We start from the raw sequence: 23,228 nt of genomic DNA, 5'->3' as shown, positions 1-23,228 counted from the left end.
ACAGAAATAATCGGTTAAACACCTATTCGTTTGATGGTTTCCTCAAACTCTTTGCTGAAAATTAGCTCCCCATCATGAAACGCTTCCCAAGTACTGGTGATGTAAAAATGCCCATGATCACAACGCATGTGATATAGGCCTTTTAACCCTGTCCACCAGCCTTCGCGCCCCATTGTCAGGTCAAATATCAGCTTGGATTCTGCCGTGAGTGGATCGTCTGGATGAATGGTCTGCCACTGACTCATCGCCATATCAATCATGCTTTCACAAGAATTGTAATATTGGCGGCCGAAGTCATCATGGGTTTCTAACGTAACCAGACCTGTTTTGTAATCATGATGTACCACGCGCTCACTATTGCTAGGACGTAAGGTCTCACCATCGATAGCAACTGGCTTATCCAATGCTGGCGGTTCAACTTCTGTTACCAAGTCAGCTCTATGAGGCACCTCGATACTGCTCAATGCGGACTCTAAGGTGATCGTGGCATGATCAGCCGATGGCCAAATCAACGGCCAACAAGCCGTAGATACAGAAATACGTATGCGATGCCCTGCTGGAACTTTATAAGCGACATGGGTAATGGGCACTTGCACTTGGTACAACTGACCGATGGCCAATGGCTCAACAAATTCGTGGCTGTCGCGATGGGTTAGGTTCAACACACCCACACTGATGCGTGTTACAGCGCCATCTGGATGCACATCACACACTCGCACAGCAAGATTTGCCGTTGGCTTGTCGCTACGAATCGCCAAATTCGCCATCACTTGGCCTGCAATGGCTAAATCTTCTTCCAAAGGCAAGGTATCGAAACAAAGTGAACCAGCATCATCAGCACGCTGATCCGCAGGCTGTTCCATCTCCAGACGAATCCCGACACACAAACGCCCGCCATTTAAGCCAACAGTTTGAGGTGAACGGATTTTCTGTGTAATAGCATTGTCTTGTTGTGTTTCAAGCAGTTGTCCATTCGAAGGGAAGAAGGTTTTCCATTGCGTTTGTGGCGAAGGCCAAACTGGCTCTGAAATCCATTGTCCAGGACGATGGTCATAATCTGACTGAGGACGCACACTGTCTTGCATGTAATAAGTGAGTTCAGGCTCATCGTCAATGCCGTTTTCAATGCCTTTTAGCCAGCGATCCCACCAACGCACAGACTCTTTGACATAATCCATCTTAGGATTTGGATAAGCTATGTTAGGGTATTTGTGCGCCCAAGGCCCAACTAGCCCCTTGCGAGGAACATCAAGATTTTCCAGTAGGCTGAATACAGTATTGCGATAATTGTCTGCCCATCCGCTCATCGCATAAACAGGGATCTTAATATCACTGTAGTTTTCGCATACTGAACCGTGCTTCCAATAGTCATTACGCACTTGCTCAGTTAGCCAAGGTTTCGCTAAGAATGGCATTTGGTGCAAACGGTCCAACCATTGCTCTTTCCAATCTTCGCCCACTAACTTAGCATCTGGCGCTCGGCCTTGAGCATACGCCCAGAAGAATGATGCCCAATCGAGGTTATCATTCAGCAGACAGCCGCCCATGTAGTGAACATCTGTGGTATAACGATCGTCGGTAGAACACTGTGTGATGATAGCCTTTAATGCAGGGGGATTCAGTGCGGCAACTTGCAGTGAATTAAACCCGCCCCAAGAAATACCTACCATGCCTACGCTGCCACTACACCAAGGCTGTTTCGCCAGCCAAGCAATAATATCGAAACCGTCTTGTAACTCTTGCTCGGTGTATTCGTCGGTGGTGTGCCCTTCTGACTCACCACAGCCACGAAGATCGACTCGAATACAGGCGTAACCTTGCACAGCGGTTTGCGCCATGGTTATTTCGTCTCGAACTATCGTGCCGTCATTTTTGCGATACGGCAAAAACTCCAAAATAGCGGGAACAGGCTTGTCATCGGCATCGCTTGGCAACCAAGCACGATAGGCAAGCTTAGTGCCATCGGGTAATGGCAACATAGCATGATGTATGTGTTTGACGTTTTGCATAATATCCTTTCGTTATATTTGTGTTTTATATCCATATTAGGAAGCTTGAATTGTAAGTAAAACGCTATTTTGTTAGGCTCACTTGAACTAAAAGTTCAGGATAGATGTTTACATGCCGATCAATAACCGAACCATTCCCTCTTTAAGCAGTCTTATTTTGTTTGAGGCATCGGCTCGCCTTGGCACGCTAACCAGCGCCGCTAATGAACTTTGTGTATCACCCACCGCGGTAAGCAAACAAATAAAGCAGCTAGAAGCGTTCCTTAATATCAAGTTATTTATTCGTAAAAAAACTGGCCTCGAATTGACAAAAAAAGGACAAAATTATTTAGAAACAGTTAGACAAACTCTGACTGTCTTGGCTGAAGAGTCACAAAAAATGGATGATAAAGTGTCTCCTCTACCCCTTAATTTAGAAATTGGCGCGTGCTTCAGCCACTTCTGGCTCATTCCTCATTTAGATCATTTTCGCGATAAATACCCAGACATCATGCTCAATATAAGCATCAATAATGAGCGTAATATGAGTTCAGTTAACAGCAACGAATACGATGTGGCGTTTTATTATGCATCGTTAAAGACTTCCTATAAGAACAATTTCTTACTCTTCAACGAGCGAATGCTATTAGTGTGTAGCCCAGGCTTTTTGGCAAAACGTCCTGATAGTGTCGACCTAAAAAACATCTGGCAACAACCTCTTCTTGGTCTTAAAGATGCCCCCGACTTCTGGGAAAACTGGCGCACATGGGCCGCGCACTCAGGAATAGACTATCAAGAACCATTGAATGAGATACAAATGGAAGATCAAATTGCTGTCGTTCATGCCGCACAAAATGGCCTGGGAATTGCGCTCGCTTGGGATTGGCATGTCGAAGACTTAATAGCAGAAGGGAGTCTAATCGCCCTCACCCCTATAATAGAATGTAACAACAACGCATTTTTTCTCACTCGTACAGAAAACGCCAATCAATACAGTTCAGAATGTTTTATTGATTGGGTTATGGAGTTGGTTGCAAACCAAAGACAAGCGTCTCAAACATAACGATTTAAATTCTGCTACTCTTAACCGTCCCCCACCAACTACACTCAACCTTAAGCCTCTCTATTATTTAAAGACGATGACTTTTTCAATTTGTTACACTGTCGGAAATAACACCAAATAAGAGAGAGTTTTATGGCTAGTATTGGTTTTTTGGGTTTAGGCATCATGGGCAAAGCCATGGCAGCCAATTTAATAAAAGCGGGATTTGATGTCACAGTGTGGAACCGCAATACCGACAAATGCGCTGAGTTAGTGGCATTGGGAGCTCGCCAAGGCTCGACGCCGAAAGACATTGCTGCTAATTGCGATATTACCTTTGCGATGGTTTCTGATCCTGATGCGGCGTTAGCGCTTTGCCAAGGCTCTGACGGCGTTGCTGCAGGAATTGGCGCCGGTCGAGGTTATGTTGATATGTCGACTGTAGACGACACAACCTCTAAAACCATTGCTGGTTTAATCAGCCAAGCTGGCGGACGTTTTTTAGAAGCACCGGTTTCTGGTACGAAAAAGCCCGCTGAAGACGGTACTTTAATCATTCTAGCCGCTGGCAATCAATCCCTTTATGACGATGTTAAACCTGCGTTTGAGGTGATGGGTAAAATGTCACCGTATCTTGGCGATGTCGGCCAAGGCGCTAACATGAAGCTAGTCGTTAATATGATGATGGGCGGCATGCTGAGCATTTTCAGTGAAGGTATGTCTTTGGGACAAAAAGCTGGTTTAGATGGTCAGCAAATTTTAGACATAGTCGATGCTGGCGCCATGTCGAATCCGATGTTTAAAGGCAAAGGCGCCATGCTGCTGAATGAGAACTACAGCACCAGCTTTCCGCTAAAACATATGCAAAAAGACCTGCGCCTTGCCGTTGCCCTAGGCGATCAACTTGAGCAACCTTTGCCAAGCGCCGCAATTGCCAATGAAGCCTTTAAACAAGCAATAAAAGCGGGCTTTGCGGATGAAGACATTGCCGCGGTTTATAAAGTGATAAAGTAATGACTGTTTAAGGATAAGAGGGAGAGAAAAAGATAGGCATTCAAATGCCAGTCTTTCTTCCCTCTCCAATTTTTCTTTTCCTGATTAGAGAGCGGTAACCGAAAAATCAAGCAGTTAAAATATCAATACCTTTATCTCTCAATTCATTGAACGCACTTTCTGGCAGACCTGAGTCGGTGATAATGGTATCAATTCGCTCCATATCCAATGCATGAAAGGCGGCAATTTTCCCATATTTAGAGGTGTCGGAAACTAGACAGACAGTTTTCGATGATTTGGCAATAGCATGCTTAACAATGACTTTATCTTCATTCGGCGTAGATAGCCCTTTTAAATTCCAAGACGAGGTCGAGATAAAGGCGATATCAATGTTCATGCTTAATAAAAAATCAGCTACTTTTGATCCAACGGTAGACTGGTTCTGTCGGTCGATTTTTCCGCCTGTATGGTAAATATCGTTAGCCGAATTCGCCATTAAGTAAGCCGATATAGCAAAATCATTAGTAATAATGAGTAGGTCATTTCTTTGGGTTATTTGGTGAGCAATTTCTAACGTTGTGGTACCTGCATCAAGGTATATCGTCATATTTGGAGCAATGATACTCGATGCCAACTTGCCAATTTGCTCTTTCTCAGTGGCAAACTGGGTTATTTTAATATCATGCGAGAGCTCAATATGAATGTTTCTTGCTAGCTGCACACCTCCAGAAACTGAACTAACTTTGCCAATAGCCTCAAGTTTTTCAATGTCTCGGCGAATAGTCATATGAGACACATTAAATAAATCAACCAACTCTGAAATACTCACTACTTCTTGATTCTTTAATAATGTCAGGATCTTTCTTTGCCGCTCTACTGGAATCATCTTTCCGCCGTTCAATTCACAAAGTTACTTCCACTGCAGCTTAACAAAAAAAAACCGCCATGTGAATTTATGTGAAAAAGTATCGTTACAATCCATGAAAGCACTAGTTTTCACGCTATCCATCACTATAGCAACACAGCGCATAGACAAAAAACACAAAAACCTTTCAGGCTATATGTTAATTATTGTTGAAATATGTGAAATAAAGCGTTTTAATCATTCCTATCGATTATAAAATCACAAATCTGAACATAAACTAACAATAATTCAGTAGGTATTGTATGACAAATAAAGCGAAATCCGTTGGCGTGATCGGACTAGGCTCAATGGGCATGGGCGCGGCCAAGTCTTGTATTAACGCAGGATTAGACGTCTATGGTTTTGACTTAAACCCTAAGGCACTAGAAGAGCTAAACCTTGCCGGCGCTAAAGCAGTTGCCAGCAGTGCTTTAGATTTTGCCGATCAACTAGACGCCGTCTTGGTACTTGTCGTAAACGCGAAACAAGTTAACTCCGTATTATTTGATAGCGGTTTAGCGGCTGCACTAAAACCACAAACTGCTGTCATGGTATCCGCAACTATTTCCGCTGAAGATGCTAAAGCCATCCACCAAAAACTCTCTCAATACCAATTATTGATGCTTGATGCGCCCGTGTCTGGTGGTGCAGCGAAAGCGGCAACAGGCGACATGACTGTCATGGCATCCGGATCAGTAGAAGCCTTCGAGAAACTTCAGCCTGTCCTAGATGCGACAGCGGCTAAAGTCTACAACATTGGCGAAGAGATTGGCCTTGGTGCGACGGTTAAAATCATCCATCAACTGCTCGCTGGTGTACATATTGCTGCTGGTGCAGAAGCGATGGCGCTTGCTGCTCGTGCAAACATCCCGCTTGATCTTATGTATGACGTTGTCACAAATGCAGCGGGCAACTCTTGGATGTTTGAAAACCGCATGAAACATGTTGTCGATGGCGACTATTCACCTAAATCTATGGTGGATATTTTTGTTAAAGACTTAAACCTTGTTGCAGATACAGCCAAAGAATTGAAGTTCCCTCTTCCTTTATCTAGCACCGCTTTAAATATGTTCCTTTCTGCTAGTAACGCAGGTTTCGGCCAAGAAGATGACAGCGCGGTTATCAAGATCTTTGATGGCATCAATTTACCAGGCGTGGAGAAGTAATATGTTATTAGGTGTTATTGCTGACGACTTTACTGGTGCTACCGATATTGCAGGTTTTCTTGTTGAAAATGGCATGCGAACTATTCAAGTGAACGGTATCCCTTCGGCAAATATGGAGATAAATGCAGACGCAGTTGTTGTGAGTCTAAAGTCGCGCTCATGCCCGACCGAACAAGCGATTGAACAGTCTGTTGCGGCTCTGAAATGGCTTCAAGCACAAGGCTGTCAGCAATTCTATTTTAAATACTGCTCAACCTTTGATAGCACAGCTAAAGGTAACATCGGTCCAGTAACGGATGCGCTTCTGGATGTATTAGGCGAAGACTTTACTATTGTCTGCCCTGCCCTGCCAGTTAACGGACGCACTGTTTTTAACGGCCACCTTTTTGTACTTGGTCAATTGCTCAGTGAATCTGGTATGCGTAACCACCCAGTCACTCCAATGACTAATTCTAATCTTATGGATTTGATGGACGCGCAATCTAAAGGCAAAACAGGACTGATTAATTATCAAAGTATTGAGCAAGGCGCAGACGCCATTATTGGTGAATTCGCTGAGCTAAAAGCACAAGGAAAACGTTACGCCGTCGTTGATGCATTTACAGCGGAACACCTTAATGAGATAGGCAAAGCAGTTAGCTCATTGAAATTAGTAACTGGCGGTTCAGGGTTAGCTGCAGGTATTGCAAAAAACTGGGGTGAACATTTACAAGACCAAACCCAAGCAAAACAAGCAGGTCACCCAGCCAAAGCACCAACTGTCATATTTTCAGGCTCATGCTCTGTTATGACAAACAAGCAAGTTGAGCTTTATAAAGCCAAAGCGTCTTTCTTTGCCCTTGATATTGAGCAATGTATGAGCAATGAAAACTATGTCAACGAAGTGTTTGACTGGGTTATCAGCCATGCTAACGAATCATTGGCTCCTATCGTTTATGCCACGGCAGATGCTGAAAAACTCAAAACGATTCAACAGCAATACGGCGCAGAGGCGTCCAGCCAAGCAGTTGAAACTCTCTTTAGTATGTTGGCTATCAAGCTGCAAGATTCCGGCATACGTAATTTTATCGTTGCAGGTGGCGAGACATCAGGCGTTGTAACTCAAAGCCTAAAGGTCGATAGCTTTCACATCGGCCCTCAAATTGCCCCAGGGGTGCCATGGGTAAAAGCCATCAATCAAGATTTATCGCTTGCGCTTAAATCTGGCAATTTTGGCGATGAGAATTTTTTCACCACGGCTCAGGGGTACTTTTAATGAATGAAGCTGAATTGAGACAACAGATGGTCGACTTAGCTCGCTCAATGTTCGATCGTGGCTACGCAACAGGTGGTGCCGGTAATTTATCGTTGAAACTACCTAATGGTCATTTCTTAGCAACACCGACAGGTTCGTCTTTTGGTCGCTTAGTTGCAGAAGACCTGTCTGTCGTTGATAAAAACGGTAACCACCTATCTGGTAAACGACCTTCAAAAGAAGTGGCTTTTCATTTAGCCATTTATGAGAAAGATCCAAACTGCAACGCTATCGTGCATTTGCACTCTACTTATTTAACGGCACTTTCTTGTCTAGAGAATTTAGATCCTAGTAACGCCATCAAAGCATTTACGCCCTACTACGTGATGCGAGTCGGTGAGCTTCCGGTCGTCCCTTACTATCGCCCAGGCTCCCCACATATTGCTGAAGACCTTGCAAAACTGGCGGGCAAATATCGAGCGTTTTTGTTAGCTAATCATGGGCCAATCATCACTGGCAGCGATTTTTTAGACGCTGTTGATAATGCAGAAGAGCTAGAAGAAACCGCTAAATTGTTCTTTTTATTAGCAAACAAACCTACTCGTTATTTAACCGATGACGAAGTAACTGATCTAAAAGGGAGAGGCAAATAATGGCTAAATTTGCAGCAAATCTAACCATGTTATTTACCGATGTGCCGTTCTTAGAACGCTTTGATCGAGCACACAATGCGGGCTTTAAAGCCGTTGAATATCTATTTCCTTATGCTTTTGACGTCAATGTTTTAGCGTCTAAATTGGAGCAATATGGATTTGAACAGGCTTTGTTTAACATGCCTCCTGGCAACTGGGATGCAGGTGAACGTGGCTTTGCGGCTATTCCAGGTCGTGAAAAAGAATTCCAGCAAAGTGTAGAAACCGCTTTAATCTATGCAAAAGCGCTTAACTGCAAGAAAGTACATGCGATGTCTGGCATTGTTGATCAAAACTTCACCCGTGAAGAGCATATCAATACATTCGTAAATAACATTCGCTTTGCCGCAGACGAATTTGCTAAGCACGGTATCGAGCTCATGATTGAGCCACTGAATAGCCGCGATGTTCCTAACTATTTTATTGCCCATCAAAGAGAAGCTGCCGAGCTAATAAGACAAGTAGATCGACCAAACGTCAAACTACAGCTCGACATCTATCATGCTCAAATTATGGATGGTGATCTAACCCGTCTAATTCAAGATCTTGCCGATGTCACCGGTCATATTCAAATTGCTTCTGTCCCTAAAAGACATGAACCATCTGAAGGTGAAATCAACTATCCGCATTTATTCAACATATTGGACGAGTCTGGATATAAAGGCTGGATTGGCTGTGAATATAATCCAAAAAACACCACAGAAAGTGGCTTAGCTTGGGTCCAACCTTATTTATAAAAAAGTCAAAATAAAAAGTATAAGGATAAAAACATGAATATTGTCATTACTGGCGGAGCTGGTTTTTTAGGCACTGAACTATTAAAAAATTTATTGGAAAACTTCCCTACAATAAACAGTATTAAAATTGTTGATAGAGTTTCATTAAATCCAGATTTGATAACAAGTAACAAAATCCAATCTATTATTGCTGACATTACCGTTGCAGAAGAAGTTAAAAATATCATTGATAAAGAAACAACTCATGTTTTTCATCTTGCGGCAATCGTATCAAGTCATGCGGAAGAAGATTTTGAACTTGGTATGTTGGTTAATTTAAAAGCGACCCAACTTTTATTGGATCGTTGCCGCGAAGCCAACACCAATATTCGCTTTGTTTTTTCAAGTTCTCTTGCTGTATTCGGCGGACAACTACCAGAAAAAATCGATTACATGACAGCAATGCAACCTAGTTCATCTTATGGCACTCAAAAAGCCATCTGTGAATTATTAGTGAATGACTATACGCGAAAAGGCTTTGTTGATGCTGTATCTGTGCGCTTACCTACCATTTGCATACGCCCAGGAACACCGAATAAAGCGGCATCTTCTTTTGTTAGTGGCATCATTCGCGAACCCTTAAAGCATGAGAAAACCAACTGCCCAGTCGATCTAAATCTACCCCTGTGGGTATCCAGCCCAAACACTGTCATTAAAAATATTGTTCACGCCAGTCAGATCAATACAGATAGTTTAGAGGGATTTAGAACCATTAACCTACCGGGCTTACAAACATCTCCAAAAGAAATGATTGAATGCCTTTCCAGCGAATATGATGAGTCTTATCTTGATTTTATTTCCTATGAAAAAGACTCAAAGATCGAAAAAATCGTTTCAAGCTGGCCAAAATCCATTAATAACGAAAAAGAGCTATCACTAGGCTTTATAAAAGATAGCAACTTCAATTCGATATTTAGTGAATATGTAGAATCAGTAAAATAAAAAATAATCTCTAATAAAAATAAAGGAAATAAAAACATGCTACCTATATCTGTAATCGGCTTAATAATAGCTGTATTCGTTTTAATATTTTTAGTATTAAGAACAAGAGTTCACGTGTTAATTGCCATGCTAATTGCAGCATGCATTGCCGGTTTAATCGGTGGGTTGAGTGTTGATGAAACCATGTCAGCCATTAGCAAAGGATTTGGTGGAACATTAGGCGGTATCGGTATTGTTATCGGTTTAGGCGTCATGATGGGGGCAATTTTAGAAACCTCTGGTGCTGGCGAATCAATTGCTTATCACTTCATCAAGTGGCTAGGGAAGAAAAAAGAGGAAATGGCTTTAGCTATTACAGGCTACATCGTCAGTATTCCTGTTTTTGTGGACAGCGCACTGATAATTTTGTATCCGATTGCTAAGTCTTTAGCAAAAAAATCCAATCGCTCTATCTTAACCTTAACAGTAGCGCTTGCTGGTGGTTTGGTTGTAGCCCATCACTGTATTCCACCAACACCTGGTCCATTGGGTGTAGCAAGTATCTTTAATGTTGACTTGGCCTCTATGCTTGGTTTTGGTCTGTTAATCGCCATTCCTTGTGTATACGGTATTGTTTTGTATGCTCGCTGGTTGGAAAAGCACTTCCCTGAATTTTCAGTTTCACCAACTTTAGCCGCTGATGACGATCTTAAGAAAATCCATGATGATTACATGGCTTCTAAGGAGTCTAAAGAACTTCCTTCGCTGATTAAATCAATCATGCCGATTGTGGTTCCAATCGTCCTAATTTTGATTAAGTCGCTTATGAGTCTTGCCGAGAAACAATTTGGTATGGAAGGCTTATCTACTAGCATCGTTGGTGTTGCTTTTAACTTCCTTGGTAATCCTATTATTGCGCTTTCAATCAGTACATTACTTGCTGTGTATACGCTAACGCCTTATTTGGATAAAGAGACAACAACCCGGAAACTAGAAGAAGGCATATCTACTTGTGGCATCATTCTTTTGGTAACAGGCGCAGGTGGTGCATTAGGCAGCGTATTACGTGAATCTGGCGCAGGTGCAGAAATTGCTAACCAAATTGTTGCTCTTTCTATATCGCCAATCATGATCCCGTTCATTATTGCGACCTTAGTTAGAATCATCCAAGGAAGCGGCACAGTTTCAATGATCACTGCAGCCTCTATCTCAGCGCCAGTACTAGCAGAAATGCAAGGCGTTAACATGCTGTTTGCTGCGTCTGCCGCAACTATGGGGAGTTTGTTCGCTGGTTACTTTAATGACAGCCTATTCCACATTGTTAACCGTTTGATGGGCGTTACTGAAGTGAAAAAGCAATTGGTAATCTGGACTGTTCCAACAACGATAGCTTGGGCTATTGGCGGATCACTTATCATGATCTTGAACCTAATATTCGGCAGTCTAGGAAGCATCTACGATCCTGTACTACCGTTACTCGTATTAGCTGGCTGTATCTTGTTTGTGAAAAGCCAAAGCAAGTCACAAATCAAAACAGCTTAATAGATATAATTAAATAAGCATCAAAGGGCCGACAATGAAATGTCGGCCCTTTTTTTATGGCTCCATGAAATTGTAGTGTTAATTTTTTGACGATGCAGGCAGCATAGTTGTGTTCATAATTTTGGCAAAAAATAGAATTGATTCATTAACTTTTGCTCAAAAAGCCCTTATTGATCGAAAAACATACTAAATACCATAAAATGTAATCAACCCCTTAACTTTTTGGCTCTGAAACACACCAAAATAGGGTATTCTTAACACCTATAGCAATTCCCTTTTAGCACCTTAATGAAGGTTCTACGAGCTACTAAACAGATTTGTTCTGCACCTTGTTATATATAAATTCTGTTTCTAATGCTTTCTGCTTCGCCCAAGACCATATGCCCCTCCATTCAAAACTAGCTTTTTTTCAAACAAACCTTGTGGCTCATCATCAGTATCAGGCCCTAGCATCTTTTTCCAGAAGGCCTTCCGCTCTCTTACGCTATTAAATTTATTTTTTGCAGGCTCTTTAACTGAAACAACTATACTCATGTCACAGCCATGAACATTTTTGAGATGTCTAGTAAGGTTTTTTCTTTTTACTGAGCACTTGCAAATTGAGCAAGATACAATAGCGTTAAACTCTATTTCTGCTTTCCGCAGTTCCGCTGCGGCTTTTATTCTCTTAGCCTCAGCTTCAGGAGTATGAACCTTCTTTAAATGCATTTTTAGCCTGAATGGTCTAATAAGATCCTTACACTTTGGGCATTCCACTAATTCATAAGATAAATCCATTGCAACCTCATAACGCTTTGCCTAAATTCACTATGTAACTACAAACAGACCTAAGGTAAAAAGTAGGGTGAATAGCCACTAGTTCAGTAGACACCTTTTAATGACAATAACTGCTGAAGCCTTAAAAAATTTCAGAGATCATCGATATGAATCTCTGCCTCTTCTGAATCTTTGCGAAATTTAACAATATTCTCAAGCACTAAATCATCAAGTTGCTCCATTAGTAAATAGTTGATGGTACCTTAAATGTAGCAGGAGGCTTCCCCACTTCGTTACTCACAAGTCCACCATCAGCTTCTTCAATCAAATTTCTAGCCTTAATCATTAGCTCTGCCCTACCTCTTAAATCTTCAGTTGTTTCTGAATCTCCACCAAGTACGAGATCAGAGTAAGAAAATTGAAGGTTAGTGATTGGTGTCTAGGAAGTACTAGTAAGGTCAGTACTCGAAAAAACTCGGGGCAGGTGAAAAGTAGGCTAAATTTACATCTGCCCCAAAAAACTGAAAAATCGGCTAATATGCAGCATACTTTGCGCCTGATTTTGAAAGCTCCAAACTCCATATGTACGAGTTAGTCTCAGGAGAGAAATTATAGATAACCCAGTTCTTGTGAATACCTTCTTGGTATCTCCTACCAATATCAATAGCTAATGTTGATTGCACTGATAAAAACAGATGAATTTTCTTACACCCTATCTTTCCTGAAAGCTCATCAATGACCTTACAAATTTCAGCTGAAATTCTATTAAGGTTTTCTTGATTCTTAACCAAATTTCTTTCAGCGTTTTGATTTGAGGATATTATTAAAGTATTTACACTTAATTCTTCTGGCAACTGATCTTGGCTTATCGGAGTAGTAAAACCTATAGCCAGCCCCACATCTCCAGATTGGCTTGGGCTAATATCCTCTGTTCGATGCGAAGACAAACCAATTTCCATGTCCTCGTCACCCAACAACTTCCATGATCCATCTCGATGAAACTTGTCGAAATAAACAACCGAACATCTCAAATTTTTCAGCATATACCCATATGCGACTAAAAATGGAACCCTAGCCAAACCACCAAAGTACAACCGTTTACAGTCATCATGAACAATGAAACGGTTTAATATATCCACCAATAGCTCAGAGTTGTAAAACTGAACCTGCCGTTCAATATTCTCATCATTCCCTACAACAGCTTGACCCAAAATAGCAGCCTCACGGCAAAACTCTTTCTCAGCCCGATCGAGAATCGCATCCGGAAACTCTCTCGACATTCCAGGCATAGAAGAAATTAGAATTCTAGAAGTATGTCGAACCTTAGACTTCAAGTCTGAATGAATTATATAAGCCCCAACAACCATCAAAAATATAGAAAACCAAAGTGGCTGAGATGTATCTACAAGGCTAGCACTAATAGAGTCAACGGGGGATTCAGATCTAAAGCTAACCGTTACATCAATTGCAGAATAGATTATTGATAACGAAAAAGGCCATAAACAAAGCTTTGCCCCAATAGAAATTTTAGGGTACGGAGACTTCTTGAGTCGCCAAGCCGTAACCCAAAGCCATTTAAACCTCTCCCACATTAGCAGTCTTCCCCTAGAACAGCGAACTCAATAGGCTCTCTATCAATGAGCCCAAAAACTTTTACTTCATCTTTTCCAACTATAATAAAAAACAATTGCCTATCTTGATTTTCAGACTCATGCGCTAGCCAGTCTTTTAAATCCAAATTGGATGGCGATGGAACAGCTTGAGGATGTGTATGCCAAGTCCCTATATATCCCAATAAACCATCAGAGCAAGAAAAACATTCATCAATAATTTTTTGGTGGGAAGTAGGATCAAGCTTAAAATATGCCCGATCCCGAATATCCGATTCTTGTGGATAGGTAATTTCATACAGAGTGTAAATGCTGTCATTTCCATAGCCAACCAACAGTCCTGCCGATTCAACATCATCAGAACTATCCTGCCGATATGATGTTAATTCCTCAACTACTGAAGCAGGAATTCGAAGCTTAAGATCATGGTTTCCATATACAACATACCTTTGATCCGAACAGACATCACACATTGGGTGACATAGTGATTGAATCTTCAGGTTTTTATCAAATGAGGAGTAACGACGGCTCAGTTTCAAGTCTTGATCTATCGCATCATCGTCATCTCCTTTCCAACTCACCTTCGCTGATTCAGTTTGCTTTCCTCTCAAGTACTTTAGGGCAAGATCTGTAGCAACCAATGCCGTCTGACTTGAACTAAGGTGCCCATATGGAATAAACATCTCTCCACAACCTGCAAAGTTTTTAACTACGTCTTGATCAGATACGAGAAAATTCAGATTAGATGCTAATCCCCTACGACCGCTCTCTGGGTCAACATAAGCACACTTCAGACAACCTTTACTTCCCGGAACATCAAGCACTGCATGACCACCAATACCATATCCCTCCAGCCACGTATAAATAACAGAGGTATTAATATTATTTTGAACGACATAATCTTGAAAAATTCGTTCTTGTGTAGGGGAACCAATTGCTGCGATAACAAGATCAAACTCTCTCAAAATTTCTTGATCTCTAAGGTTCAGAAGAGACTGTCCATAACCTCTAGCCTCTAGCCATGGGTACTTGGACATTAGCTGATAAGAAACGGCTAAGGACTTATGCTCAAACAGCCACCGAGAATCCAAGAAATGCCTATATATGTTAGATGGGGAATAGTAATCAGGGTCAACTATAGATAAAAAGCCAACCCCAGCAGCACCCAGTTTATCTGCGACTTCACTGCCAACGGAGCCACCACCAACAAGTAAAACTTTCTTTCTCGAAAGTGTATTATCTGCTCCTCCTCGAAATAAAAGCTCTTCTTTATTCAACATTGTTAGAGAAATCGGCTCAACACTCCAGTTAGCCAGCTTTTCAAAGTTATCAGGAAATGATTTTTTGGAATTACAACAAAACCGAATCCCAAAAGAAGAAACTCCTGAAGGTGTTTCAATACCAAATACGCCCCAGAATTCCTTAGAACGACGAGACTTTAGGATACTTTCGATCTCTGATCGTGCATCACTATCAAGCAGTTCGAAAACCTCACAAATCCAGTGCTTTAATTCAATTTCACTGCTTGGAAAAACTAAACTAACTTGCTTAACTGACATATAAAATGCAGAAATATATTCAGAAGCTTTAGAACGGACCGGCAAAGATAAATAATTTGAAATATTCAAATTTAAGTATTGCCTCGATACCGCCACATATGACTGCCCCAGAGGATTGACATTAGCACCAGCCAGTGGTCGAAAGATTTCCAAAATGTCGAAATCCTTCAAATAACAAGCACATATTAAGGATTCGACTTTTGTTGACTGCTCACTGAGCCATGTATTTTGCCAGTTCGTTGAAAACTCTCTCAAAAGCTCGCTTTCGTTGAATTCAGAGTCTGTCAAAAGCTTCGTTAAAAGATCCTGATGTCGTCGGATTGATTCCCCAAAAGCCAACTCAGGGCACTCGTAGTTAATGGAAACCGAATCCAAATTATTGACACATATGGATCCTAAGCCTTTCAAATCGGGATCTCTAGAGAGTAACACGTGGGCTAGTCGCCCAGATTTTTCATAATTCTCCAAAAAGAAATGTGGCAGAGATGTAATCTCTGCTATACAGCGATGCAAAAGGCTGACTACAATCCCGTTGACTTCGAAAGATACACGAAGGAAATCAAGCCCCTTAAACTCACATGGCTCAACATCATATTCGGAGTCCAGAAAGTACTCATAAATTTTTGAATAATCGAACTTATGCACCTTGAGAAGTCCCTGAAGCGCCAGCTGTAGGGAAATATGCGGCGGCTAAACCTGCTACAGACCCAGTTCCTTTGTTGCCAGAAGAGTTAGGGATTTTAAAGTCATCACCGAAGACCTTATTCAGAATTTCGCATTGTTTGATCTCATCTGTTTCATTGTTAGCTTCTTCAAGCTTCCTCAACAGATTTGTAAGTTTGTTTCTAAACAATGTACCGATGTTGGTATCACTACCCGACCATGACTGATTTCCTACTTTATGCTGAAAGACATTTCTGTACGGTGATTTAGGCAAGTTTACTGATACTCTATATAATGGCTGATCAATTGAACCTGCTAATTTTATATATCCCGCATTCAGCATTTTACGTACAACCTTTTCAAGCACTACTAAGTCATCTTCAACATCTGAGAAGTAATCAGGCTGATACTGTTCTTTAATCATGATTGTCAAACCGATTGAGAAAAGCTTTTTCCGAGATTGTTCGTTGAAATTGACATCCCTCCAGCGTTTCATGTATCGAACCAGTCGCTTGTACTGCTTTCTCTTATTGAGAGCACTTTGGCCATAGTTAGAGGTATCATTGATCCAATCCATCAAACCTTTAGGATCTGTTGGTGACCACTCCTTATTTTCAACTGACGAGCCAAGTTTGCCTACTGCTAATTTATAATTTCCACTGGAGTCACGAGTGTAAATTGTATAGTCAATGTGAAGATTGATACTCAAGTAGTCCGCTGTAACACATGGCTTCTTAACTTTTGGATTTTTAAAACTCCTCTTCGTCAGAACCTCAAGCGCAACGCCTTTCAACTTGACAGGATCCTCAGGCGCGGAGCCTTCATCAATGACCAATGCACGATCAATGTCATAGTCTCCGTCGAGGTTATTAATTGCAGTGTTAACTGAAAATGACCCCTGTAAGAAGGTATCAACTACTGGATAACCTTCCTCTTTAAAGCGCGTTTTCAAATCATTAAGAATACTATCGTCTTTCTCTTTTGCATTCTTATAACCTGGTGACTGTCCAGTTAAGTAAATAGCTTTATCAAAATTATTGAAGTGGGTCTGAATTGCCATGTTGTAGGCTCCGAAAACAAGGTATCCTTATAGGTTGTGATGGAATGATCGAATTCAAGATCTAGCTTGAAACTATCTGACAGATCAGCGTGAACGTCACTGAATGGAGCAAATCATCAAACCTTTTGTCATCACAAATCACACAACAAAAGTACACAGAGGAAAATTAACTCTCCAATTCCATTTTTAACGAGATTTTGCGAAGACAACACTGAAAGCCTCAGTGCATCAAGCATTGAGGCGATTAAAGGGAAATTCGGGCTGAAAAGTTAACGGTTTAATTCCAACGATCCAATCAAACATATTGGCCAGCGCAGTAACCACTCGCCCATGCCCACTGGAAGTTATAACCACCAAGCCAACCTGTTACGTCGAGCACTTCACCAATAAAATAAAGCCCTTTTTGCTTTTGTGATTCGAAGGTTTTCGAGGAGACTTCGTTGGTATTTACCCCGCCTAAGGTTACCTCTGCGGTGCGATAGCCTTCGGTTCCATTTGGTGCGATGTCAAAGTTGGCAAGATAATGAAACAGATTGTCGATCTGTTCGTTAGACGTTTGTGCACTTCGCTCGGTTAACCAAGGGAATTCTATTTTGACCAGCTCTACTAATCGCTTTGGTAATAAATTTGATAAAAAGCCTTCATAACTTTTTTTCGGACTGCTTTGGCGCACATCAAGTAAATCGTCTAACGATAAGGTCGGTGCGATATTAATATTAAGTGCTTCGCCCGGTTGCCAAAAATTGGTTATTTGCAAAATAGATGGGCCACTGACGCCACGATGGGTAAACAACATTGGCTCTTGGAAAGTCACACCACTTGCTGTTGCTGAGATCTCGCACGCAATACCTGACAATTCAGCTAGCTGTGCTTTACGATCTGGTTGTACCGTAATAGGCACTAAGCTAGCACGAGTTGGTAGAATATTGTGTCCGACCTGTTTAGCGATGTCGTAACCAAAGCCTGTTGCACCCATAGTTGGAATCGACAAACCACCAGTAGCAACCACGAGGGATTCGCAAGTAAAGTCCCCTTGATTAGTTTTAACAACGGTCCGTTCGTGTTGAAAATCAATATTATGAATTTTTGTATTTAACTTTAACTCAGCCCCAGACCATTCAAGCTCTGTCAGCAATATATCTAGCAGGTCTTTTGCGGAATGCTCACAAAATAATTGCCCTGGGGTTTTCTCTACATAATCCAAACCATGACGATCTACTAGATCAACAAAGTCTTGCGACGAAAAACGACGTAACGCAGAAATACAGAAGTGCGGGTTGTCAGATAAAAAATGCTTAGGAGCAGCATCCATGTTAGTAAAGTTGCAACGACCTCCACCAGACATAAGAATCTTTTTGCCAGCTTTATTCGCGTGATCCAACACCACCACTTTTTTACCTCGATAGCCTGCTGTTGCCGCACACATTAAACCAGACGCTCCGGCACCAATTACGATCACATCAACCTTATCCACAACCAACCTCATCACTTATTTGTGGCTGCATTATAGTGTCTGGGTCATTTATTACCATCGAATCGAGTGTGTTTTTCGCCAAATAAAAGCAAAAAAATCTTGTCCACAGAAACCGTTAAGAAGGCTGTGGGAATCATTAATTTTTCCTTAAAATTCAATGCACTAAATAAAATCAAACATTATTTATTAAATTTTTTAAAAACATGAAACAGATCAAAACCAAGAATTTTTTTGAGAAATGCAAACTATTTTTAAAAAAGACTATGTACAAAATAACTGTCTGGATATACAGTACTGTATAAATAAACAGTAAAGATGTTTTAAGGATGTGGATATGATCAAGCTATTAAGCCCTACTCATACTATTCATAAAGTTGCACTTTTGGGCATCATCACCTTAGCTCTGTATGCGCCAGCAAAGGATCTAGTTCAATTTGCAAAAACACATTTTGCAAAAGAAAGCATTCAGATTGTTGATGCATCATTTGGTACTAATATGCCTTGGCAGGAAGCAAGCTCCTCTTACCTTAAAGTCAGCCAAAATGCACAAACGAGCCTATCTAGTTCTCAAATTATCTATACAAAATTACGCTTTACTAATCCAACTTCTGAACCACAAACCTACCGCAAGATTTGGTTAAATTTCTCTCACGCTAACGGTGATCAGGAATACACTACGGATTACACCTTATACAACACTGAAACTCGTCAGCGACTTATTGGGCAGTCAATTCAGTTAGGGGCTAATAGCAGTATTGATGTAGTTGCAGCATATCGATTCATTCCTAGCTATAAGAACAAATCACCTATCAGTATGAGTGTTTCTTGGGAGAGCCAAAGCCTTTTAAGAGAAAAAGCTTGCGAATATGATCTTCATAAAACGGCAGGTAATACCTTTCAATATCAGTGCGGAAATTAAACCTTCCGTGCAGTTACTGTAAAAAATGTGCAAAGACAGTCATTGATAATCGTTTTCATTTCTAATATTATGCTTTAACAAAATAATATTGGAGCTTCAGACATGAAACGATTGTTAACCCCCATCGCAATTTGTGTTACAGGTGCGATGCTTACAGCCTGCGGTCCAGCTACCGTAAAAAAAGAATCTAGCGCTATCACAGCAGATTCAGTTGTCGTTCATTATGCTGATATAGCCGAAGCTGTTTATGGTGACTCTTTAACAACTGCAAAAACACTTCGTTCCTCTATTGAGACATTCTTAGCTAATCCTACAGAAGTAAACTTGAAAGCCGCTCGTGCTGCATGGATTGCAGCCCGTGTTCCTTATCAACAAAGCGAAGTCTATCGCTTTGGCAATCCAATTGTGGATGAATGGGAAGGTAAAGTTAACGCTTGGCCATTAGACGAAGGCCTGATCGATTACGTTGCAGCAGACAGCTACGGCACAGAATCCGATTTAAATCCTCTTTATGCTGCAAATGTTATCGCTTCTACAAGTTTGATGATTGGCGGCGTGAAAATAGATACAACCAATATTACTCCAGAACTTATTACTGACAGCCTTCAAGAAGCTGATGGCGTAGAAGCAAATGTCGCTAGTGGTTATCACGCCATTGAGTTTTTACTATGGGGTCAAGATCTAAACGGTACAAACCCAGGTGCGGGCGAACGTCCTGCCACAGATTTTGATTTAAATAACTGTACAAATGGTAACTGCGATCGTCGCCGTGACTATTTAGTAGCGGCTACTGATTTGCTTATTTCTGATTTAGAAGAAATGGCGAATAATTGGAAACAAGGTGGCGCTGCACGTGTTGCATTATTAGAACAATCAGCAGAACAAGGCCTTTCTACTATTCTTACCGGTATGGGAAGTTTGGCATACGGCGAATTAGGTGGTGAAAGAACTAAACTTGGCTTAATGTTGCACGACCCAGAAGAAGAACATGACTGCTTCTCTGACAATACTCATTGGTCACATTACTACGATGCTAAAGGCATCAAAAATGCTTATCTAGGTGAGTATAAACGTGTAGATGGCAGCTGGGTTAAAGGTGCATCGCTATCTGATCTTGTCGCTAAACAAAACCCTCAGTTAGACATCGAAATGAAGCAGAAGCTAAACGAAACAGAAGCGGCTGCGCAGGCAATGGTAGATGCCGCTAAAAAAGGCCAGACCTTTGACGTTCTAATTGCCATGAATAACACTAAAGGCAATCAACTAGTACAAAACTTTGTTGATTCATTAGTTAATGAAACTCGTACTACTGAAGAAGTCATTCATGAGCTAAACCTTGAAGGTATTGCACTTGAAGGTTCAGACAGCTTAGACAATCCAAGTGCGGTATTTCAATAGAGATCATAACAATCCCGTCACCCTATAAAATTAATGAATGGGATACCAAGGAAGATGTGTCATTTAGTCAGTTAATGGTATTTGTCTATTTATGACAGCAAATTTAAGAAATGGTATTTTTCTAGTAGCTGGCGTTTACGCCAGCTTTTTTTGTTTTCAGAACACAGCTGTAGCCAGTGATTATTCAACACCTCTTGAAGGCATTAAGGTTGAAGACAAACTAGACTTCCATATTGGCGAAAATGTTTTTCAAAAATTATGGGTGCCTGCCCCCTCTTCGACTACCGCTAGCGATGGCTTAGGCCCACTATTCAACACTCGCTCATGTAACAACTGCCATTTGAATGGTGGTCGCGGCCATGCTCCAGAAGCAAACATCAACGGCGCATCCGTACCTTCTTTTTTGATTAAACTTGGAAGGTCTTATCCCACCTACGACAACAAAACCAATAAAATCTATCCTCTCATCGGTGACAAACACTACGGGCATCAGTTCCAAGGCCAAAGTTCTCCAGGTATTTCGCCTGAAGGCAATTATTACCTCACCTACAGTACACGCACTGAAACACTAAACGATGGTACAGAAGTCCAACTAAGAAAACCCAAACTTCATTGGAGCAAGCTTAATTATGGCAACTTCGAAGACACCACTGGCTTTACCATGCTGGTATCACCAGCATTGGTTGGAATGGGATTATTAGATAACATTCCTGACGAAATAATTATATCTGGCGCCGATCCTGACGATACAAATAACGATGGCATTAGTGGACGTGTCAACTGGATATTCAATGGTGAAAAAAAGGTCATTGGTCGTTTTGGCTATAAAGCCTCTGTGGCAAGTGTTAGCGCGCAAAATCAGTCTGCATTTAATACCGATTTAGGACTATCGACGCCACTTAATCCGTCACCGTCAGGTGACTGCACTGCTTTTCAACGCGATTGCATGGAAAGCCCAAATGGTAACAGCCCACATTTAGATAATTTAGAAGTTGATAAACAGCAAGCTAGATTGGTCGATCTTTTTGTATCATTGTCTTCACCTCCAGCAATGCGTAACCTAACCAGTAACATTTTTTTGGAAGGTAAAGGTTTATTTGAAGATGGGAGCTGCGCCAGCTGCCACACTCCTAAAATGATGACAGGCAACAATTCAAAGTTTGCAGTATTAAATAACCGCACTTTTTACCCCTTTACAGACATGCTGCTACACGATATGGGACCAGAACTCGCTAGTGGATTTCCAAGTTTTTCAGCATCCCCGAGCGAATGGCGAACAGCGCCATTATGGGGCATTGGATTATCTGAAAAAATCTCAGGCCGTGTTGGCTTCTTACATGATGGTCGTGCTCGAACAATTGAAGAAGCCATTCTTTGGCATGGCGGAGAAGCTAAACGTAGCCAAGAATTTTATAAGAATCTAAACAAAGAACAACGCAAAAAACTCATTTACTTTTTGGAGTCGCTTTAATGAAACATTTTCCTAAGCTAATCGCCCTAGCCATTAGCGCTTCCGCCCCCATGCTCACGTTTGCTGGTCAATGGGAAGGTCCACTAAATGGCATTGTTACCAACGTGGTCAAGCAAGGCTATGAATCCTATTCCAAATCATCAAAAACATTACAACAGAACACAAAAGCGCTCTGCGCCTCTCCTTCTAAAGAAACACTTCATGACGCGCAAGACGCTTTTCAGACCAATGCGTTGGATTGGCAGCAGGTTCAGTGGCTAAACTTTGGCCCCGTCACTTACTTTATGCGTTACTACGCTTTTGAGTATTGGCCCGACAAAAAAGGCGTAACTCAACGTCAACTAAGAGCTCTAGCACAAGGCGATCCTGCCGTTATGGATGCACCAAAATTCTGGACATCAGCGAGTATTGCGGTACGCGGCTTAACGGCAATCGAAAGTTTGCTTTACCACCCTGATTTCGAGCCAATACAATCCGCCGAGCATTGTCGTTTGCTTGAAAAAGTCACAGCTCATCACTTAGAAAGTGCTGACGCTGTCGCAAAGCAATGGCAAAATGGAACAGCGCAAGATTGGGTATTTGACGAAGAAGGCACTGGCTTTGATCCAGAAAAAGTCGCACTAGAATTGTTTTTACAGCAATGGATCGAGCATATGTCGGCGGTTAAAGACGCCAAGCTTGAAACCCCGATAGGCTATAACAGCCGTGAAAACCTAAAACTTGCCGAATTTTACCGAAGCGATCTTTCCTTAAGAGCCATCCAAAAGAATTTGCAGTCATATCGTGAGATTTATCATGCAGGCTCACCGTCTTTGTATGAAATCGCCAAACAGAAAAATCCTGAGCTAGCTGAACAGTTTGAAGTACAACTAACGCAGAATATTAAATTAGCACTTCAATTACCGAGTGATTTTTTCCATGCAAACCATACACAAGAAGAACGTATTGCTCTAGCGAAACCTTTAGTGAAATCGATATCTAATAGCCAGTCTTATCTCGCCAGTATGGTTACTCAACTAGGCTTCCAGATAGGCTTTAATAGCAGAGACGGAGACTAACC

General features: G+C 41.5%; 19 protein-coding genes. 12 read left to right on the top strand and 7 right to left on the bottom strand.

The window, feature by feature from the left end; all coding sequences use genetic code 11:
- Positions 1-14: 14 nt before the first annotated feature.
- Positions 15-2,009 (bottom strand): CocE/NonD family hydrolase, encoded by a 1,995-nt coding sequence (locus B6N13_RS12495; RefSeq protein ID WP_169459512.1) that lies wholly within the window; start codon positions 2,007-2,009, stop codon positions 15-17.
- Between the two features lie 112 nt (positions 2,010-2,121).
- Between B6N13_RS12495 and B6N13_RS12490 the strand changes: the two genes are divergently transcribed.
- Positions 2,122-3,051 (top strand): LysR substrate-binding domain-containing protein, encoded by a 930-nt coding sequence (locus B6N13_RS12490; RefSeq protein ID WP_169459511.1) that lies wholly within the window; start codon positions 2,122-2,124, stop codon positions 3,049-3,051.
- 132 nt (positions 3,052-3,183) lie between these two features.
- Positions 3,184-4,044: an NAD(P)-dependent oxidoreductase gene (locus B6N13_RS12485; RefSeq protein ID WP_169459510.1), complete on the top strand. Its 861-nt coding sequence runs from the start codon at positions 3,184-3,186 to the stop codon at positions 4,042-4,044.
- Between the two features lie 106 nt (positions 4,045-4,150).
- Here the strand turns inward: B6N13_RS12485 and B6N13_RS12480 are convergent, their stop codons facing one another.
- On the bottom strand, positions 4,151-4,909 hold the full coding sequence (locus B6N13_RS12480; RefSeq protein ID WP_012070246.1) for a DeoR/GlpR family DNA-binding transcription regulator: 759 nt from the start codon (positions 4,907-4,909) through the stop codon (positions 4,151-4,153).
- Between the two features lie 281 nt (positions 4,910-5,190).
- On the opposite strand from B6N13_RS12480, the gene ltnD reads away from it, so the two are divergent.
- The 6 genes from ltnD to B6N13_RS12450 are packed head-to-tail and all read left to right on the top strand — an operon-like array spanning position 5,191 to position 11,258.
- On the top strand, positions 5,191-6,093 hold the full coding sequence (gene ltnD, locus B6N13_RS12475; protein ID WP_012070247.1) for an L-threonate dehydrogenase: 903 nt from the start codon (positions 5,191-5,193) through the stop codon (positions 6,091-6,093).
- 1 nt (position 6,094) lies between these two features.
- Positions 6,095-7,348, top strand: a complete 1,254-nt coding sequence (gene otnK, locus B6N13_RS12470) for a 3-oxo-tetronate kinase (RefSeq protein WP_169459509.1) — start codon at positions 6,095-6,097, stop codon at positions 7,346-7,348.
- Complete coding sequence (locus B6N13_RS12465; protein WP_012070249.1) at positions 7,348-7,980, top strand: aldolase; 633 nt, start codon at positions 7,348-7,350, stop codon at positions 7,978-7,980. The genes otnK and B6N13_RS12465 overlap by 1 nt, the downstream gene beginning before the upstream one ends.
- A complete protein-coding gene (gene otnI / locus B6N13_RS12460) occupies positions 7,980-8,756 on the top strand; it encodes a 2-oxo-tetronate isomerase (RefSeq protein ID WP_169459508.1) in 777 nt (258 codons plus the stop codon). Before B6N13_RS12465 ends, otnI begins: the two co-directional genes overlap by 1 nt.
- Positions 8,757-8,789: 33 nt before the next feature.
- On the top strand, positions 8,790-9,737 hold the full coding sequence (denD, locus tag B6N13_RS12455) for a D-erythronate dehydrogenase (protein ID WP_169459507.1): 948 nt from the start codon (positions 8,790-8,792) through the stop codon (positions 9,735-9,737).
- Positions 9,738-9,773: 36 nt separating this feature from the next.
- Positions 9,774-11,258 carry an SLC13 family permease gene (locus B6N13_RS12450; RefSeq protein ID WP_169459506.1) on the top strand — a complete coding sequence of 495 codons (1,485 nt, stop codon included), beginning with the start codon at positions 9,774-9,776 and terminating at the stop codon, positions 11,256-11,258.
- A gap of 351 nt (positions 11,259-11,609) precedes the next feature.
- Here the strand turns inward: B6N13_RS12450 and B6N13_RS12445 are convergent, their stop codons facing one another.
- From B6N13_RS12445 to B6N13_RS12425, 5 genes are all read right to left on the bottom strand, one after another.
- Positions 11,610-12,035: a hypothetical protein gene (locus B6N13_RS12445; protein ID WP_169459505.1), complete on the bottom strand. Its 426-nt coding sequence runs from the start codon at positions 12,033-12,035 to the stop codon at positions 11,610-11,612.
- Between the two features lie 512 nt (positions 12,036-12,547).
- Positions 12,548-13,606, bottom strand: a complete 1,059-nt coding sequence (locus tag B6N13_RS12440; protein ID WP_169459504.1) for an SAVED domain-containing protein — start codon at positions 13,604-13,606, stop codon at positions 12,548-12,550.
- Positions 13,606-15,828, bottom strand: coding sequence for a ThiF family adenylyltransferase (locus tag B6N13_RS23690; RefSeq protein ID WP_169459503.1), 2,223 nt, complete (start codon positions 15,826-15,828; stop codon positions 13,606-13,608). The genes B6N13_RS12440 and B6N13_RS23690 overlap by 1 nt, the downstream gene beginning before the upstream one ends.
- The gene (locus tag B6N13_RS12430; protein WP_169459502.1) at positions 15,821-16,906 is read right to left on the bottom strand and encodes a nucleotidyltransferase; all 1,086 of its coding nucleotides are present in this window, start codon (positions 16,904-16,906) and stop codon (positions 15,821-15,823) included. The genes B6N13_RS23690 and B6N13_RS12430 overlap by 8 nt, the downstream gene beginning before the upstream one ends.
- Positions 16,907-17,201: 295 nt before the next feature.
- Positions 17,202-18,392: an NAD(P)/FAD-dependent oxidoreductase gene (locus B6N13_RS12425; RefSeq protein ID WP_169459629.1), complete on the bottom strand. Its 1,191-nt coding sequence runs from the start codon at positions 18,390-18,392 to the stop codon at positions 17,202-17,204.
- Positions 18,393-18,714: 322 nt separating this feature from the next.
- Between B6N13_RS12425 and B6N13_RS12420 the strand changes: the two genes are divergently transcribed.
- From B6N13_RS12420 to B6N13_RS12405, 4 genes are all read left to right on the top strand, one after another.
- On the top strand, positions 18,715-19,299 hold the full coding sequence (locus B6N13_RS12420; RefSeq protein WP_169459501.1) for a hypothetical protein: 585 nt from the start codon (positions 18,715-18,717) through the stop codon (positions 19,297-19,299).
- A gap of 102 nt (positions 19,300-19,401) precedes the next feature.
- Complete coding sequence (locus B6N13_RS12415) at positions 19,402-20,697, top strand: imelysin family protein (RefSeq protein WP_169459500.1); 1,296 nt, start codon at positions 19,402-19,404, stop codon at positions 20,695-20,697.
- Positions 20,698-20,788: 91 nt separating this feature from the next.
- Positions 20,789-22,168 carry a di-heme oxidoredictase family protein gene (locus B6N13_RS12410; RefSeq protein ID WP_169459499.1) on the top strand — a complete coding sequence of 460 codons (1,380 nt, stop codon included), beginning with the start codon at positions 20,789-20,791 and terminating at the stop codon, positions 22,166-22,168.
- The gene (locus tag B6N13_RS12405; RefSeq protein WP_169459498.1) at positions 22,168-23,226 is read left to right on the top strand and encodes an imelysin family protein; all 1,059 of its coding nucleotides are present in this window, start codon (positions 22,168-22,170) and stop codon (positions 23,224-23,226) included. The genes B6N13_RS12410 and B6N13_RS12405 overlap by 1 nt, the downstream gene beginning before the upstream one ends.
- The last annotated feature ends 2 nt before the right edge of the window (positions 23,227-23,228 follow it).

Origin of the sequence: Marinomonas sp. UCMA 3892, from assembly GCF_012726345.1 — a bacterium.
GTDB lineage: Bacteria > Pseudomonadota > Gammaproteobacteria > Pseudomonadales > Marinomonadaceae > Marinomonas.
The sequence above is the reverse complement of the archived record's forward strand: the minus strand, read 5'-3'. Positions and strand labels throughout refer to the sequence as shown.